Annotated in this window: 14 protein-coding genes; 12 read left to right on the forward strand and 2 right to left on the reverse strand. The window is 55.7% G+C overall.

The window, feature by feature from the left end; all coding sequences use genetic code 11:
• The first annotated feature begins 124 nt into the window (after positions 1-124).
• From phnC to phnE (PAGR_RS08440), 4 genes are all read left to right on the forward strand, one after another.
• The gene (phnC, locus tag PAGR_RS08425) at positions 125-955 is read left to right on the forward strand and encodes a phosphonate ABC transporter ATP-binding protein (RefSeq protein ID WP_013026268.1); all 831 of its coding nucleotides are present in this window, start codon (positions 125-127) and stop codon (positions 953-955) included.
• Positions 956-986: 31 nt separating this feature from the next.
• The gene (phnD, locus tag PAGR_RS08430; protein WP_033766002.1) at positions 987-1,910 is read left to right on the forward strand and encodes a phosphonate ABC transporter substrate-binding protein; all 924 of its coding nucleotides are present in this window, start codon (positions 987-989) and stop codon (positions 1,908-1,910) included.
• Positions 1,911-2,040: 130 nt separating this feature from the next.
• A complete protein-coding gene (gene phnE, locus PAGR_RS08435; protein WP_013026266.1) occupies positions 2,041-2,895 on the forward strand; it encodes a phosphonate ABC transporter, permease protein PhnE in 855 nt (284 codons plus the stop codon).
• A 2-nt stretch (positions 2,896-2,897) separates the two neighbouring features.
• Positions 2,898-3,782 (forward strand): phosphonate ABC transporter, permease protein PhnE, encoded by an 885-nt coding sequence (phnE, locus tag PAGR_RS08440; RefSeq protein ID WP_014605511.1) that lies wholly within the window; start codon positions 2,898-2,900, stop codon positions 3,780-3,782.
• Here the strand turns inward: phnE (PAGR_RS08440) and PAGR_RS08445 are convergent.
• On the reverse strand, positions 3,736-6,336 hold the full coding sequence (locus PAGR_RS08445) for an ATP-binding protein (protein WP_014605512.1): 2,601 nt from the start codon (positions 6,334-6,336) through the stop codon (positions 3,736-3,738). The genes phnE (PAGR_RS08440) and PAGR_RS08445 overlap by 47 nt on opposite strands.
• A 144-nt stretch (positions 6,337-6,480) precedes the next feature.
• On the opposite strand from PAGR_RS08445, the gene PAGR_RS08450 reads away from it, so the two are divergent.
• From PAGR_RS08450 to PAGR_RS08475, 6 genes are all read left to right on the forward strand, one after another.
• On the forward strand, positions 6,481-7,995 hold the full coding sequence (locus PAGR_RS08450; protein WP_014605513.1) for a sugar ABC transporter ATP-binding protein: 1,515 nt from the start codon (positions 6,481-6,483) through the stop codon (positions 7,993-7,995).
• A 10-nt stretch (positions 7,996-8,005) separates the two neighbouring features.
• Positions 8,006-8,986, forward strand: coding sequence for an ABC transporter permease subunit (locus PAGR_RS08455; protein WP_014593999.1), 981 nt, complete (start codon positions 8,006-8,008; stop codon positions 8,984-8,986).
• Between the two features lie 71 nt (positions 8,987-9,057).
• Positions 9,058-9,996 (forward strand): ABC transporter substrate-binding protein, encoded by a 939-nt coding sequence (locus PAGR_RS08460; protein WP_013026261.1) that lies wholly within the window; start codon positions 9,058-9,060, stop codon positions 9,994-9,996.
• 48 nt (positions 9,997-10,044) lie between these two features.
• The gene (locus PAGR_RS08465; protein WP_014605514.1) at positions 10,045-10,737 is read left to right on the forward strand and encodes a D-lyxose/D-mannose isomerase; all 693 of its coding nucleotides are present in this window, start codon (positions 10,045-10,047) and stop codon (positions 10,735-10,737) included.
• Complete coding sequence (locus PAGR_RS08470) at positions 10,737-11,597, forward strand: ketose 1,6-bisphosphate aldolase (protein WP_014605515.1); 861 nt, start codon at positions 10,737-10,739, stop codon at positions 11,595-11,597. Before PAGR_RS08465 ends, PAGR_RS08470 begins: the two co-directional genes overlap by 1 nt.
• Positions 11,598-12,650, forward strand: a complete 1,053-nt coding sequence (locus PAGR_RS08475; protein WP_014593995.1) for a carbohydrate kinase family protein — start codon at positions 11,598-11,600, stop codon at positions 12,648-12,650.
• Here PAGR_RS08475 and PAGR_RS08480 read toward each other — a convergent pair.
• Positions 12,587-13,330, reverse strand: a complete 744-nt coding sequence (locus tag PAGR_RS08480; RefSeq protein ID WP_014605516.1) for a response regulator — start codon at positions 13,328-13,330, stop codon at positions 12,587-12,589. The genes PAGR_RS08475 and PAGR_RS08480 overlap by 64 nt on opposite strands.
• Positions 13,331-13,777: 447 nt before the next feature.
• Between PAGR_RS08480 and PAGR_RS08485 the strand changes: the two genes are divergently transcribed.
• Entirely contained in the window at positions 13,778-15,076 is a 1,299-nt protein-coding gene (locus tag PAGR_RS08485; RefSeq protein WP_014605517.1) for an NCS2 family permease, read from the forward strand.
• 403 nt (positions 15,077-15,479) lie between these two features.
• Complete coding sequence (locus PAGR_RS08490; RefSeq protein ID WP_014605518.1) at positions 15,480-16,187, forward strand: hypothetical protein; 708 nt, start codon at positions 15,480-15,482, stop codon at positions 16,185-16,187.
• Positions 16,188-16,213: the final 26 nt, after the last annotated feature.

Consider the following 16,213-nt stretch of genomic DNA (forward strand, 5'->3'; position numbering starts at 1 on the left):
TCTCTCGTCAGGTTCCGGCGGCGTGAGCCACAAACGCAAGATAATGACTCTCGCCAGACAGTACCGACCAGATGGGTTAATGGGGCGCGGGTACAGAACGTAAACTGCAATAACGGAGAACATCATGGCACAGGCACTGCTTAAAACGGTGGTCGATAACGTCTCGTCATTGACCCAGTCAGGCGGGCAAAAAGTGTTATCTGTTCAGGGACTGAGCAAAGCTTACGGTAACAACAAAGTCCTCGATAATGTCAGTTTCGATTTGCATGCGGGTGAACTGGTAGCGGTAATCGGTCGCTCTGGCGCAGGCAAATCGACGCTGCTGCACATGCTGAATGGCACAATCTCCGCCTCACAGGGCGCCATCGTCAGCCTGCACCACGGCGAAGCCGATCGCGATGTGGTGAATCTCAGCAGCCGCCAGATGCGTGAATGGCGCACCCAGTGCGGCATGATCTTTCAGGATTTCTGCCTGGTGCCTCGCCTTGATGTGCTGACCAACGTGCTGTTGGGGCGTCTCAGCCAGACCTCTACGCTGAAATCGTTTTTCAAAGTGTTCTCTGACACCGACCGCGCCCGCGCCATTCAACTGCTTGAGTGGATGAACATGCTGCCGCAGGCGTTACAGCGCGCCGAAAACCTCTCCGGCGGTCAAATGCAGCGCGTAGCGATTTGTCGGGCGCTGATGCAGAACCCCAAAATTCTGTTAGCGGATGAACCCGTTGCCTCGCTCGATCCTAAAAATACCACCCGTATTATGGATGTATTGCGTCAGGTCAGCGATCAGGGCATCAGCGTGATGGTGAATCTGCACTCGATTGAATTAGTAAAAAGTTACTGCACACGCGTGATAGGTATTCAGCGCGGTGTGGTGCTGTTCGACGGTCATCCTTCCGCACTTACCGACGGCTTGCTGCATCAGCTGTACGGCGACGAATTTAACCAGATCCACTAACTATCACAGCAAGAGAACAAGGCTAATGAAAATGAAAGCTTTCGCGTTATTGACTACAGCACTGCTTACCTTTGGCGTTAACGCAGCGGACGCACCAAAAGAGCTGAATCTGGGTATTTTAGGCGGTCAGAACGCGACTCAGCAGATTGGTGATAACCAGTGTGTGAAAACGTTCTTTGATAAAGAACTGAACGTGGATACCAAAATCCGCAACTCTTCAGACTATTCCGGCGTGATTCAGGGGCTGCTGGGCGGTAAAGTGGATCTGGTATTAAGTATGTCTCCCTCCTCGTATGCGTCCGTGTATATTCAGGATCCCAAGGCCGTCGATTTAGTGGGCATTGTGGTGGATGACAAAGATCAGTCTCGCGGTTATCACTCCGTGGTGATTGTGAAAGCCGACAGCCCTTATAAGAAGCTGGAAGATCTGAAAGGCAAATCTTTTGGTATGGCGGATCCCGATTCCACATCCGGTTTCCTCGTGCCAAACCAGGCGTTTAAGAAAATGTTTGGCGGCAACATCGACAATAAATACAACAACTTCTTTTCAAGCGTGACCTTTTCAGGTGGTCATGAGCAGGACATCCTGGGCGTGCTGAATAATCAGTTCGACGGCGCGGTGACCTGGACCTCTATGGTCGGTGATTACAACACGGGCTACACCTCGGGTGCCTTTGGCCGCCTGATCCGCATGGACCATCCGGACCTGATGAAACAGATTCGGATTATCTGGCAGTCGCCGTTAATTCCTAACGGTCCTATCCTGGTGAGCAATAAACTGCCAGCGGATTTCAAAGCGAAAGTCATCGCCGCGATCAAAAAACTGGATAAAGACGATCACGCCTGTTTCACCAAAGCCGTAGGGGGCCAGCAGCACATTGGCAAGACCTCGGTAGCGGACTTCCAGAACATCATCGATATGAAACGCGAGCTGATGAAAGGCGCGCGCGGCTAACGGCAGGGCAGTTTGCTTGCACTCATCGTGCCGCCCTGAATAAGGGGGCGGCACGACCTCACCGGCGGGCTAGTCTGCGCGTCAACCTTGCCTGGATGGCTTTGTAACACATCAATCTGAGACACCTCACGTGACCGACTTCGAACGCTATTATCAACGTATCCGCCGCCAACAGAAGCGTGACTCGCTTATCTGGTCTTTGGTGCTGGTCGTGATTTATCTGGCGGCGGCCAATATGGCAGAGTTCAATCTGGTGACCATCTGGCAGTCGTTGCCGCACTTTTTCGATTATATCCGTGAAATCATGCCCGTTTTGCATCTGCCGCTCCTGTTTGCCGATGGCAAAACGGAAGGGTCGCTGGCCTACTGGGGCTATCGTCTGAATATTCAGCTACCGCTGATCTGGGAAACCCTGCAGCTGGCGCTGGCCTCCACGCTGGTTGCCGTGGTGATTGCCGGTATCCTGGCGTTTTTTGCGGCCGATAATACGCAAACGCCCGCCAGCCTGCGCATGGGCATTCGCGCCTTTGTCGCATTTTTACGCACCATGCCTGAACTGGCCTGGGCGGTAATGTTTGTGATGGCGTTTGGCATCGGGGCGATTCCCGGCTTTCTGGCGCTGGCCCTGCATACTATCGGTAGCCTGACCAAACTGTTTTATGAAGCCATCGAATCGGCGTCGGATAAGCCGGTACGCGGGCTGGCGGCCTGCGGAGCCAGCAAGCTGCAACGGATGCGCTTTGCGTTCTGGCCCCAGGTCAAGCCCACCTTTTTGTCTTACAGCTTTATGCGCCTGGAGGTTAACTTCCGCTCATCGACCATTCTGGGGCTGGTCGGGGCAGGCGGGATCGGCCAGGAGTTAATGACCAACATTAAGCTGGATCGCTTCGATCAGGTCAGCATGACGCTGCTGTTGATTCTGATTGTGGTGTCGTTACTGGATACGGTTTCTGGCCGCCTGCGCCGCCGTGTCGTGGAGGAATAAATATGGTTACTCTCGCGCCGGATATCACGGCGATGAAGCAGCAGCATCATGAACTCTTCGCTGCGCAGCACCGCTATCTGCGCCGTCTGGCCATGCTGGCGCTGGCGCTGGTGCTTTATTACGTCTTTTTCTTTATGGTCTACGGTATCGAGTGGGGCCGCCTGCTGGTTGGCTGCCAGCAGCTGGGACGCTACTTTCTGCGTATGTTTGTCTGGCAAGACTTTACCAACTGGCCCTTTGGCTACTATTTCTCTCAGGTCGGGATTACGCTGGCGATCGTGTTTGCCGGCACGATAACCGCCACGCTGCTGGCGCTGCCGCTGTCCTTTCTGGCGGCGCGTAATGTGATGCACGATAAAGTTGCCAGACCGATTGCTTTCCTGATGCGCCGCCTGTTCGACATGCTGCGCGGCATTGATATGGCGATCTGGGGCCTGATCTTTGTGCGTGCCGTCGGCATGGGGCCGTTAGCCGGGGTGCTGGCGATTATCCTGCAGGACGTTGGCCTGTTAGGTAAGCTCTATTCGGAAGGACATGAAGCGGTGGAGCGTTCCCCGAGTCGTGGGCTGGGTGCACTGGGGGCGAACAGCCTGCAGAAACACCGTTTCGGCATCTTCACCCAGTCGTTTCCGCAGTTTCTGGCGCTCAGCCTTTATCAAATCGAGTCGAATACCCGCTCAGCAGCGGTGCTCGGCTTTGTTGGGGCGGGCGGTGTCGGCCTGGTTTATGCTGAGAATATGCGTCTGTGGAACTGGGATGTGGTGATGTTCCTGACGTTGATTCTGGTGGTCGTGGTGATGATCATGGATGCCATCTCAAGCCGCCTGCGTAAGCGTTATATCATTGGGAAACCGGTGCCGTTGTGGCAGCCTGGCGGGCACGATTAAGCCTTGCACTCCGCTGCCAGGCGCGCTGCAGCGCCTCCACCAACTGTGCCGCCTGCCAGGGTTTCGCCAGCCGCTCACACAGCGGCAGCGTAACGGGCTGGTGGCGCAGGTCCTGGCCGCTGATCAGCAAGGTTGCCAGCTGTGGCCACTTTTGCTGCGCCTGACGAATGACCTCTGCGCCGTTTATCTCACCGGGCAACATCAAATCGCTGATTAACAGATCGATATCGGGTGTCTGGTGCAACAGCGCCAGCGCCTCTTCGCCGGTCGCGCACTCCAGCGTCAGATAGCCGAGTTGATGCAGGTGCTCGCACAGGGTTTGCCGCACCGCCGGTTCATCATCCAGTACCAGAATCAGACGATCGTCTGCAGCCGCGGGGTGAGACGGGGCATGGACGGGGGGCCGGGCGGCTGCGGCATCGGGCGCGCGCGGCAGCAACAGCCGCACCGTTGTGCCCTGACCGGGGGCCGTTTCCAGCTCCACCTGTCCACCCGACTGGCGGACAAAGCCGTACACCATCGACAGTCCCAGCCCGCTCCCGGTTCCGGTGGTCTTAGTGGTGAAGAAGGGTTCGAACACCTGAGCACGCACCTCGTCGGACATGCCGCAGCCGTGATCGATCACTTCGATGGTCACCCGGTCACGTTTTTCCCCTTGCTCGCTTCGCCGCTGATTCCAGATGCGCAGGCGGATTTCGCCGCTTTGGCCACCCATCGCATCCCTGGCATTGACCACCAGATTCATCACCGCATTCTCCAGCTGGCTGGCATCTATCCAGGCCGGCCAGCCGGGGCGCTGGGCATCGATGATCAGATGCTGACCGGGCAGCAGCGAATGCTGAAGCAGCCCCTGTAGATTCTCGATCAATGTCACCACGGAAACCGCGTGGGGATTCAGGGTTTGTTTGCGTGAAAAGGCCAGCAGCCGTTGGGTCAGAAGTGCCGCTCTGTCCGCCGCCTGGCGGGCTCGTTCAATCCGGCTGGCGACGGGGCCGGGTGCCAGTTGCCCCTCGGTTAACGCCAGGCTGCCGATGATAACGGCCAGCAGGTTATTAAAATCATGGGCGATGCCGCCGGTCAACTGGCCCACCACTTTCATTTTCTGACTGTGCACCAGCGCCTCTTCCAGCACCTTACGCGAAGTGCGCTCCAGCACCGTATTGACCATTCCGCGCCGTGGTACCGGGCTGAAACGCAGTTCCAGCGTGCGGCCGTCTGCCAGCCTCACTTCCTGGGGTTCCGCTAAATCGTGCAACTGCACATTAAGCGGCTCCAGCAAGTGCTGATAGTGCAAACCGCGATGCAGATCGCGGGGAGCGATGCCCAGCAGTGCCGGATACTGCGCATTCCATACCACGAGTTCTCCGCTGTTATCAAACAGGGCAAAACCGTCACGCATGGCCAGGAAGGTTGACTCCAGTTGGGTGCTTTTTTCTTTTAGCAGGCGAGAAGTCTGGGCCAAAGAGGCGGTATTTCGCGCAAAAACGTTAAACGCGCGCGCCAGTTCACCCAGTTCGTCCCGACGCTGTAATCCCGGCACGCTGACGTTCTGCTCTCCCTGTGCCAGCCGGGTCATCGCACCGGCAATGGCGGTAAGACTGGAGCCCAGATTGCGGTAAATGTAGTACCCGGTATAGAGGGTGATGGCCAGCGCCAGCAGGGCAGACAGCATGATAAAGCCGCTAACCGAGTCGAGTTGATGATGGGTGGTGATGTTACGCCTTTCCGTTTGCTGCGCGACCTGCTGGACGTAAGCGGTAATGTCATCATTCAGCGCCGCCACCAGCGCCTTGATACGGTAAGTCGCATAGGCAATCGCCAGGTCACTCTCCTCCAGCTCTGCGGCCAACGGGACCAGGCCGCGCTGTGTTTCCAGCAACTGCTGTACATTGTCGCCCAGTGCACCTGGCGCGACCACGCTGCGCCATTGCATCATCACCTGTTGCAGGTGCTCGATGACCGCCGTCGATGACGGCGTGCGAATCGCGATATCCAGTAGTCTGCCGGTTTGCTGGCGCAGCGTTAAATCGGGTGCTTTGATGCCGTCGCGCTGTGTCAGATCATTAATGCGTTCAAGCAGCAGTTGTGACTGCCACAAGCCGCTTAGCACCCTGTTGCGCTGTAAATGGCGTTCATGGCCTTGACGCAACAGCATACTCACCGACTGCTCAAGCATCAGGCTACGCGCACGCAGGCGCGCCACGCGCTCAGGCTCACGCGCGGCAAGTGGCGTGCTCGCCAGTAAAGAGAGTGAGTGCTGTAGGGCCTGTTGGTTCTGCTGTAAACGTCGTGATTCGCTCTGATACTCAAGCGCACCGACCACCTGGGACAACCGCACTGCCGTGATGGCCACATTGGAGGTATCGCGCGCCAGGGCAAGGCTGCCGTTCATATCAGCCAGCGTTTGCGCCTGGGCCTGGGCCTGAATGGTGCCCGCATGGCGAAAACTGGTCACCGCCACCACGCTCACCATTAAGGTGACGCACACCACCAATAAATGAGACAGCAACAGGCGACCGCGCGCCCCGACCTGCCACGGTGAACTGCGTTGCATAAAGACTCTCCGCTCGTGCGACGATGAGCCGAGTATAGGAGTGAGGACGAGGCGAAATATGACAAATATGAATGGCCTCTGACATTTTCCATTTATCTGACACTGCTTAACTCGCTGCTATCCATAACCAGCAGGAGCGGGTAGATGACAGCAAAGCCGATACTTGAAATGCGCGAGATCACCCGACGCTTTGGTAATTTTTACGCCTTGAAAGGGGTGGATCTCACGGTGTATCCCGGTGAGGTCCATGCCCTGATGGGCGAAAATGGCGCGGGTAAAAGCACCCTGATGAAGATCCTGGCGGGGGCCTATGCGGCCAGCAGCGGCGAGGTGCTAATTGATGGCAAACCCTGGCAGCTGAAAGGCCCTAAAGAGGCGTTAGCCGCCGGAATCACGCTGATCTATCAGGAAATCAATCTGGCGCCCAATCTTACCGTGGCGGAAAACATCTTTCTGGGCAGTGAAATTACCCGTGCAGGCATGGTGAAACGTCATCAGATGGCGGATGAGGCGCAGCAGGTGATCAACCGGTTGGGCGCGCAGTTTAGCGCCACCGACAAAGTCAGCAGGCTGAGTATTGCTGAGCAGCAGCAGGTGGAAATTGCGCGCGCTTTACACCGTAACAGCCGGATTCTAGTGATGGATGAGCCGACTGCCGCACTCTCGAACCGTGAAACCGAACAACTGTTTGCCCTGATCAAGCGCCTGCGTAGCGAAGGCATGGCCATTATTTACATCAGTCATCGTATGGCGGAAGTGTATGAGCTGTCAGATCGCGTCAGCGTGCTGCGTGACGGGCAGTATGTCGGCAGCCTGACGCGCGACAATCTGAATGCCAGCGAGCTGGTGCGCATGATGGTGGGGCGGCCGCTCAGCGACTTGTTCAATAAAGATCGCACGATAGCGCGCGGGGCCGTCCGGCTGGCTGTCAATCATCTGTCCGACGGCGACAAAGTGCATCCCAGCAGCCTTGAGGTTCGGGCGGGCGAAATCGTCGGCCTGGCCGGCCTGGTGGGCGCGGGACGGAGCGAGCTGGCGCAGCTGATCTTTGGCGTGCACCGGCTTAAACAGGGCGACGTCTGGATCGATGGTCAGAAGGTGGATATTCACTCGCCACGTGAGGCGATTGCGCACGGCATTGGTTTTCTTACCGAGAACCGTAAAGAGCAGGGGCTGTTTCTGGAGATGGCCGCGCAGGAAAACATCGTCATGGCCACGCTGGAGCGTGATGCCCGCTACGGCATGCTTAACCGCGGTAAATCGCGGAAAATTGCCAGCGAAGCGATCTCCTCGCTCAATATTCGCGTGCCCCACGCGCTGGTGCGTGCGGGGGGCCTGTCGGGCGGCAACCAGCAAAAGCTGCTGATTTCCCGCTGGATCGCCATCGGTCCCCGTATTTTGATTCTGGATGAGCCAACGCGCGGCGTTGACGTCGGCGCGAAAAGCGAAATTTATCGCATGATGCAGGAAATGGCGCGTCAGGGCGTAGCCATTCTCATGATCTCCAGCGAATTACCGGAGGTTGTTGGCATGAGCGATCGGGTTTATGTGATGCATGAGGGTGCCATCGCCGGTGAGCTGGCGGGCGATACGATCACTCAGGAAAACATCATGACGCTGGCAACCGGTGCGCACAGCGCATCACCGCTTGAAGTATGAGGATAAAACAATGACACAAACGGCACGTGTTAATCCACCGACGGTCAAACGCGCTCTGATGGGCGACATTATGCAGACCGTGGGCATTTTACCGATTTTGATTTTAATCGTGGCGGTCTTTGGTTTTGTCACGCCTAACTTCTTTACCGAAGCCAATTTGCTCAACATTACGCGTCAGGCCTCCATCAATATCGTGCTGGCCGCAGGCATGACCTTTGTCATCCTGACGGGCGGTATCGATTTGTCCGTGGGCTCGATGCTGGGCACCACGGCGGTGGTGGCGCTGCTGACGTCGCTGGACCCGATGCTGGCGTCGCTTACAATTCCGATGGCGCTGGGCGCCGGGCTGGTGATGGGATTGTTTAACGGCATTCTCGTGGCCTGGGCCGGACTGCCTCCGTTTATCGTCACGCTCGGCACCTATACTGCACTGCGCGGGGCGGCCTATCTGCTGGCCAACGGCACCACGGTGATCAATTCCGATATTAACTTTGAGTGGATAGGCAATGGCTATCTGGGGCCAGTGCCCTGGCTGATCGTCATCGCGTTCGCCGTTATCGCGATTTGCTGGTTCATTCTGCGTCGCACCACGCTGGGCGTTCATATCTATGCGGTGGGCGGCAATATTCAGGCCGCGCGACTGACCGGCATCAAAGTGGGCCTGGTGCTGATATTTGTGTACGGCATGAGCGGATTGCTGTCGGGGTTGGGCGGGCTGATGAGTGCTTCGCGGCTCTACAGCGCCAACGGCAATCTGGGCGTGGGTTATGAGCTGGATGCCATTGCCGCGGTGATTCTGGGCGGCACCAGTTTCGTCGGCGGTATCGGCACCATCACCGGCACGCTGATTGGGGCGTTGATTATCGCCACGCTGAATAACGGCATGACATTAATGGGCGTCTCCTACTTCTGGCAGTTGGTTATTAAAGGTGCGGTCATCATCATCGCCGTCCTGATCGATAAATATCGTACTCGTCATCATGTGGGCTGACAGCCCCCATGCGCAGAGCAAACAAAGCGCCATTCAGCAGTTGGCAGATAAATCACAGCAGGAGAAGATCTATGCGTTTTAATCCGATTGTAACCGGGCTGCTGGCGGCAACGCTGCTCAGTGCCGGTGTGGCTCAGGCAAAAGAACTGAAATCGATTGGCGTAACGGTAGGCGACCTCGCTAACCCATTCTTTGTGCAGATCACCAAAGGTGCAGAGATGAAGGCGCGTCAGCTGGCCGGGGATAACGTAAAAGTCACGCTGGTGTCGAGTGGCTACGATCTCGGGCAGCAGGTGGGACAGATTGATAACTTCATTGCGGCAAAAGTGGACATGATTATCCTGAATGCCGCCGACTCAAAAGGGATTGCCCCTGCGGTCAAGCGCGCGCGTGATGCGGGTATCGTTGTGGTTGCGGTCGACGTCGCCGCAGATGGCGCTAACGCCACCATCACCTCTGATAACACCCAGGCGGGTGAAATGGCCTGTAAATACATCGCCGATCGCCTGAAAGACAAAGGCAATGTGGTGATTATTAACGGCCCGCCGGTCTCTGCCGTACAAAACCGCGTGGAAGGCTGCATGACCGAACTGAAACGCCATCCGGATATTAAGCTGCTTTCCTCTAATCAGAACGCCAAAGGCAGCCGTGAAGGCGGGCTGGAAGTGATGACCGGCCTGCTGTCAGCCAATCCAAAAATCGACGCGGTTTTTGCGATTAACGATCCGACCGCGATCGGTGCCGATTTGGCGGCAAAACAGGCCCAGCGTAACGAGTTCTTTATCGTCGGCGTGGATGGTTCGCCGGATGGTGAGGAAGCGCTGAAACGTAAGAACTCGCTGTTCGCCGCTACGCCAGCCCAGGATCCGCAGGTGATGGCAGCTAAAGCCGTCGAGATCGGTTACGACATCCTTCAGGGCAAACCGGCACCGGATAAACCCGTGCTGATCCCGGTTAAATTAATCGATCGCAATAACGTCAGCAGCTACAAGGGCTGGACAGTGAAATAAAACCGGCGCGCGGCATCGTCGGGTGCCGCTTTAACGGGAGAGCTGACGATGCAACGCTCCGAAGTGAATGTGTTTTTGCAAAACACGCGGGACTTTTTTACACGCCAGGATATCAATCTGCCGCCCTGGGCTGATTACGACCTCAGTCAGTGGCGTCAGCAGCAGGGCGACATTGAGGAAATTATCGCGTTACGGCTGGGCTGGGACCTCACCAGCTTTGGCGCCGATGATTTTCTGCAAACCGGCCTGACGCTCTTTACGCTGCGCAACGGCTCGCCGGGCGGCAAGCCCTGGCACAAACCTTATGCTGAAAAAGTCATGCACGTGCGTGAAGGGCAGGTCACGCCGATGCATTATCATCCCCGTAAAATGGAAGACATCATCAACCGCGGGGGCGGCAATCTGATCGTCGAACTGTATAACCGTGAAGGCAATGAGAAGGCGAACTCGCCGGTGACGGTATCGCTGGATGGCATCACACAAACCCATGCGGCCGGTTCGCAACTCAGGCTGTCTCCAGGCGAAAGCGTGACGTTAATCGCCGGCGTCTGGCACAGCTTCTGGGGCGAAAACAGCTTTGGCGATGTGCTGGTTGGCGAAGTCTCGATGCCTAACGATGATGACAACGATAACGTATTTTTGACGCCGCTGGCGCGCTTTAACGCCCTTGATGAGGATCAGGAACCGCACCGGCTGCTCTGTAACGACTATTCCCACTGGCTCAATCTGAGGAGTGAATAATGGCTTTGATCTCTCTGGCACAGGGGCTGGCCCATGCGCAGAAGCAGGGGTACGCGCTGGGCGCCTTTAACGTTCTGGACACGCATTTTCTGCGCGCGCTGTTTGCGGCCGCAGAGCAGCAACGCTCGCCTTTTATCATCAATATTGCGGAAGTGCATTTTAAATACGTCACGCTCGACCAGCTGGTTGAGGCGATAAAGTTTGAAGCGGTGAAGCACGCGATTCCGGTGGTGCTCAACCTGGATCACGGTTTGCACTTTGAGGCGGTGATGCAGGCGATTCGTCTGGGATTCACCTCGGTAATGTTCGATGGCTCAACGCTGAGTTATGAAGAGAATATTCGCCAGACGCGTGAAGTGGTCAAAGCGGCACATGCCGTCGGCGTGTCGGTTGAGGCAGAACTGGGCGCGGTGGGCGGAGACGAAGGGGGCGCGTTATTTGGCGAAGCCGACAGCGAAAAATTTACCGATCCACGGCTGGCTGCTGAGTTTGTGCGTGAAACCGGCATTGATACGCTGGCGGTGGCTATCGGTAACGCCCACGGGAAATACAAAGGGGAGCCTAAACTCGACTTTGACCGGCTGGCGGCTATCCGCGAGCAAACCGGCGTACCGCTGGTGCTGCACGGTGGCTCAGGCATCAGCGACGCGGATTTCCGGCGGGCGATCTCACTCGGCATCCATAAAATCAACTTCTATACCGGCATGTCGCAGGCGGCACTCGACGCGGTGGAACGCAGTCTGGCCTCACGCAACACCCGCTATGACGAGTTTGCCGAACTGCTGATGGCGGTGGAGAACGCAATTTGTGAAACCGTGATGCAGCAGATGAAGATTTTCGGCAGCGTAGGGCAGGCGTAAATGGGCGCGCGGCGCGGCATTCTGGCCGCTGGCGTGATGCTGGTGGATTACGTTCATCGTATTAGCCACTGGCCGGAACAGGGCTGGCTGGCTGAGGTACAGCATAGCGAAAAAGCGGCAGGCGGCGCACCGCTGAATGTTTTACTTACCCTTTCGCGCATGCAGTGTCAGCTTCCGCTGGTGGCGATTGGCCTGCTGGGCAATGACGCCGACGGTGATTACCTGCTGGCTATCATGCAGGCGTCGCAGATCGATCATCGCTGGGTTCAACGTACCTGCGATAAACCCACCGCGATGACGCAGGTGATGACCGCACCGGACGGGCAACGAACGTTTTTCTTTTCCCCTGGCGCAAATGCCCTGCTGGACAGAACGCATTTCGCCGCTGTAGACGATGCGCAGCGCATCTTTCATCTGGGCTATTTACTGTTGCTTGAAACGCTGGACGGCGCGGACAGCGAATTCGGCACGCGCAGCGCCCGTTTGCTGGCCCAGATGCAGCAGCGTGGCTATTTTACCTCGCTCGATCTGGCGTCCCGGGCCGGGGATTACCGACCACAGGTATTGCCTGCGTTGCGCTGGTTAGATTACCTGGTTATTAACGAACTGGAAGCCCAGGCGTTGTCTGGCGTCGTTTTGCGGGATGATAACGGTATTCAGCCACCCGCAGCCTTTTCCCTGGCTGCGCAGTGGCTGGCCGGGCAGGGGGTGCGTCAGCGCGTGGTGATACACGCGCCCGAAGGCGCATGGGGGCAGGAAGTCGGCGGCGAGGGCATCTGGCAGCCTGCGTGGCAGCTGGCACCCAACGAGATTGTGGGCAGCGTTGGCGCAGGTGATGCATTTTGTGCGGGTGTACTCTATGCCAGCCATGAAGGGGATGACATGCTGTCAACGCTGCAACTTGCGCACACCTGCGCCCGGTTTAATTTGCGCGCGGCCAATGCAATCGACGGTATTCGCCCGTTGACCGACATGCGGCAGTGGATGGCTCAGGCCGTTTGCGTGGAGAGCCGCAAACCTTCAGGTTTGACCACGTCCGCCGAGAAAACATAACCCAGCCCACGAATCGTGCGGATCAGGCCGGGCTGATGGGGATTTGCTTCGATTTTGCGCCGCAACCGCATAATCAGCACATCGATGGTGCGGTCAAACACGTCCATCGTTTCGCTGTGGGTGAGTTCCAGCAACTGGTCGCGCGTCAGGACCTTACGCGCGTGCCGCACCATCGCACGCAGCAAGGTATATTCACCCTGCGTTAACGGCACGGTTTCTCGCTGCGGATTAAGCAACTGGCAGCGCGTTTCATCAAGCAGCCAGCCATTAAAGCGCCATCCCTCATGGTCAGTTTCCGGCAACACCACGCGCCCGCTGCGCCGGAGAGCCGCCCGCGCCCGGGCAACCACAACGCGTGGATTAAAGGGCTTGGCGATATAATCATCCGCCCCCATCTCCAGGCCTACCACCATTTCCGCTTCCGAACCCATACCGGTCAACATAATCACGAGAATATCAGGCCGCAGTCGCTGCAGCTGCTGCAAAACCAGTAAACCGTTGGTGTCGGGCAACATCATATCAAGCATAACCAGGGAAATATCCGGATGTTCGCACACCCTCGTCAGGGCATCTTTCCCTTGATGGCAGCGATAAACCAACAACGCATGTTCACTGAGTGCGTCCTGCAACAAATCGCAGACGGCATGATCGTCATCCACCACCAAAATTGCTGGCTTCATCGTGTGACCTCAATGTTACTGAAGGGTTAAATGCGAGTTTACACATTCCAGCATGGCCTGCTGATTGATGCAGCTGAAACGTGACCAGCGTCGCCTGACAAATTGCTGAAGCGTGCGGAAACGCATAATTTTGCCGGGCAGGGAGGTAAAAGGAAAACGATTGCGCATTTAGGGGGCAATGCACCATAATCGCGCCCTGATCTGGTTCAGAATTATCTTAAGGCTCGCTGACGCGTATCCAGGTAATCGATTGCGTATCGGGCTGGCACAGCAATTGCTTTAGCCTTTGCAATTGCTCATGTGACAAAGGAAAGCGAAAACCGTATTTCGGGTGGTCGGGCTGGCATGCGACAGCACTGGCGGCCCCTCAGTATCACAACAAACAGCATGACCATAACCTTGGCAAGAGAACGCGCACCTGAGTGACGTCTCTATCATCGAGAGATAATGATGTTAGAAAAACTATTTAAATTAAAAGCGCACAACACAACTGTACGCACTGAAATCATCGCCGGTATCACTACCTTCCTGGCGATGGCCTACATTCTGTTTGTTAACCCCAGTATTTTGGGTGCAACCGGCATGGATAAAGGGGCTGTTTTTGTCGCGACCTGTCTGGCAGCCGCAATTGGTTCGGTGTTAATGGGACTGATTGCCAACTACCCGATTGCGCTGGCACCGGGCATGGGGCTGAATGCTTTTTTCACCTATACCGTTGTCTTGCACATGGGCTACAGCTGGCAGATTGCGCTGGGCGCGGTATTCCTGTCCGCAGTGATTTTTTTCGCCTTATCGATATTTAAGATTCGCGAGTGGATTATCAAGAGCATTCCGCTGCCGCTGCGCGCCGGTATTGCCGCAGGGATCGGTCTCTTCCTGGCAATTATCGCGTTGGAAGGCGCGGGTATCGTTGTGGATAATCCGGCTACCCTGGTGGGGATTGGCGATCTGACGAAGCCGGGCCCCTTACTGGCGATGTTAGGGTTTATCATCATCGTGGTACTGGAAGCGCGTCGCGTCACGGGCGCGGTCTTAATAGGCATTCTGATCATCACCTTTATCTCGATGGGCATTGGTCTGACGAAATTTGGCGGTGTATTTTCTGCACCGCCTTCAATCGCACCAACGTTCATGCAGTTGGATATTGCGGGTGCATTTAACGTTGGCTTAATTAGCGTGATTTTCGCGTTCTTGTTCGTGGATGTGTTTGATAACACCGGCACGCTATTGGGTGTAACCAAACGCGCCGGGCTGGCTGACGAGCAGGGCAATGTGCCCAAAATGGGACGCGCGCTGGTTGCGGACAGTGCGGCTGCGCTATTTGGTTCGCTGCTGGGCACCTCTACGACCACCAGTTATGTCGAGTCTGCCGCCGGAGTGAGCGCAGGCGGTCGTACCGGCCTGACGGCGATTGTGGTTGCGGTGCTTTTCCTGCTTGCGCTGTTCTTTTCTCCTCTGGCGTCAAGCGTGCCGGTTTATGCCACCGCGCCAGCATTGCTGTTTGTTGCGGTTTTGATGACGTCCGGGCTGGCCGAAATTGACTGGAAAGACATCACCACTGCTGCCCCGGTAACCGTGACCGCGCTGACGATGCCGCTGACCTACTCCATTGCTAACGGTATTGCCTTTGGCTTTATTACCTGGACCCTGGTGAAGTTGCTCAGCGGACGCACCAAAGAGATTAATGCGGCACTGATTGTTCTGTCTGTATTATTTGTGATTAAACTCGGCTGGCTGAGCGCCTGATTAATCCAACCGTTACAGCATATTGAATATGCTGTAACGGTTTTAACATTAGAACTCAAAAAGCGTTTGCGGTTGTTTTCTCTGTTATTTTCCATCATTGTGCGCACCCTTCCAGAATATCGATCTACGCCCTTTTCTTCGCGCGGCCGTGCTTTTATTCTTTGACTCAACATTGTGAATAAAGGAAAAGAACAATTCCCATTTTATTTTTCCTTTTTATTCAATCAGGTAATGTTTATTGCGCAAGACTTTGCTTCAATAATGCTGAAGCAGGTTGCGACTTACGTTAATGGATTAAGTTAATCCGCCTGTCAGGAAAAGCTCATGGGCAATCTGTATGGAAAACGGAATCGCGGTAATCCGCATTTGACCCTCAGTCATCGCTGGACAGGAGGCAAAAAGAATGGAAAATTTTGAGACGCGCTTTGAGCGGCTTGAAGAAGACAACCATCAAATAAAAATCGACCTGGCGCTTTTTAGCGGGCAGGCTATGGCGTTTGCGACCAAAGCCGATCTTGAGCTTCTGCGTGCGGAACAGGCGGTGTTTCATGTTGAAAGGGTTCAGCGATTCACGCTGCTGGAAGAGAAAGTCCAACAGTTTAGCATTCGGTTTGACGATGTTGATGGCAGGCTGGTTAGCATCGAAGGCAAACTTTCAGCAATCGATGGCATCTTATTCAATTTTACTAATAAATTTAATGCTATCGAGGTAAGTTTTAACATTATCAATGCGAAGTTTGATGATGTTTACAAAGAATTCGCTGCTAATGAGGTGAGATTTAACGGCATTGACGCTCGGCTCGACGCAATGGATATACGGTTTGATGGCATCGATAAGAGGTTCGACGGCATCGACAAGAGACTGGACGGCATTGATATGAGACTGAATGGTATTGATATCAGGCTTGATGGTATCGATCGGCGACTGGATGCGATGGACCGGAGAATGGATGCCATGGATCAGCGATTCGACAGGATTGATGAACGATTCGATAAACTGGATTTACGCTTTGAAAGCCTTAATAACCGCCTTATCTGGACGCTCATGGTACCGGCTATTCTTGCGGTGTTTGCCTGGTTCATCAATACCGCCGTTCTGAACGCGGCCTGATTCGTAATATCGTCTTAATTAACGAG

The sequence above is a fragment of the Pantoea ananatis PA13 genome (assembly GCF_000233595.1).
Taxonomy (GTDB): Bacteria; Pseudomonadota; Gammaproteobacteria; order Enterobacterales; family Enterobacteriaceae; genus Pantoea; species Pantoea ananatis.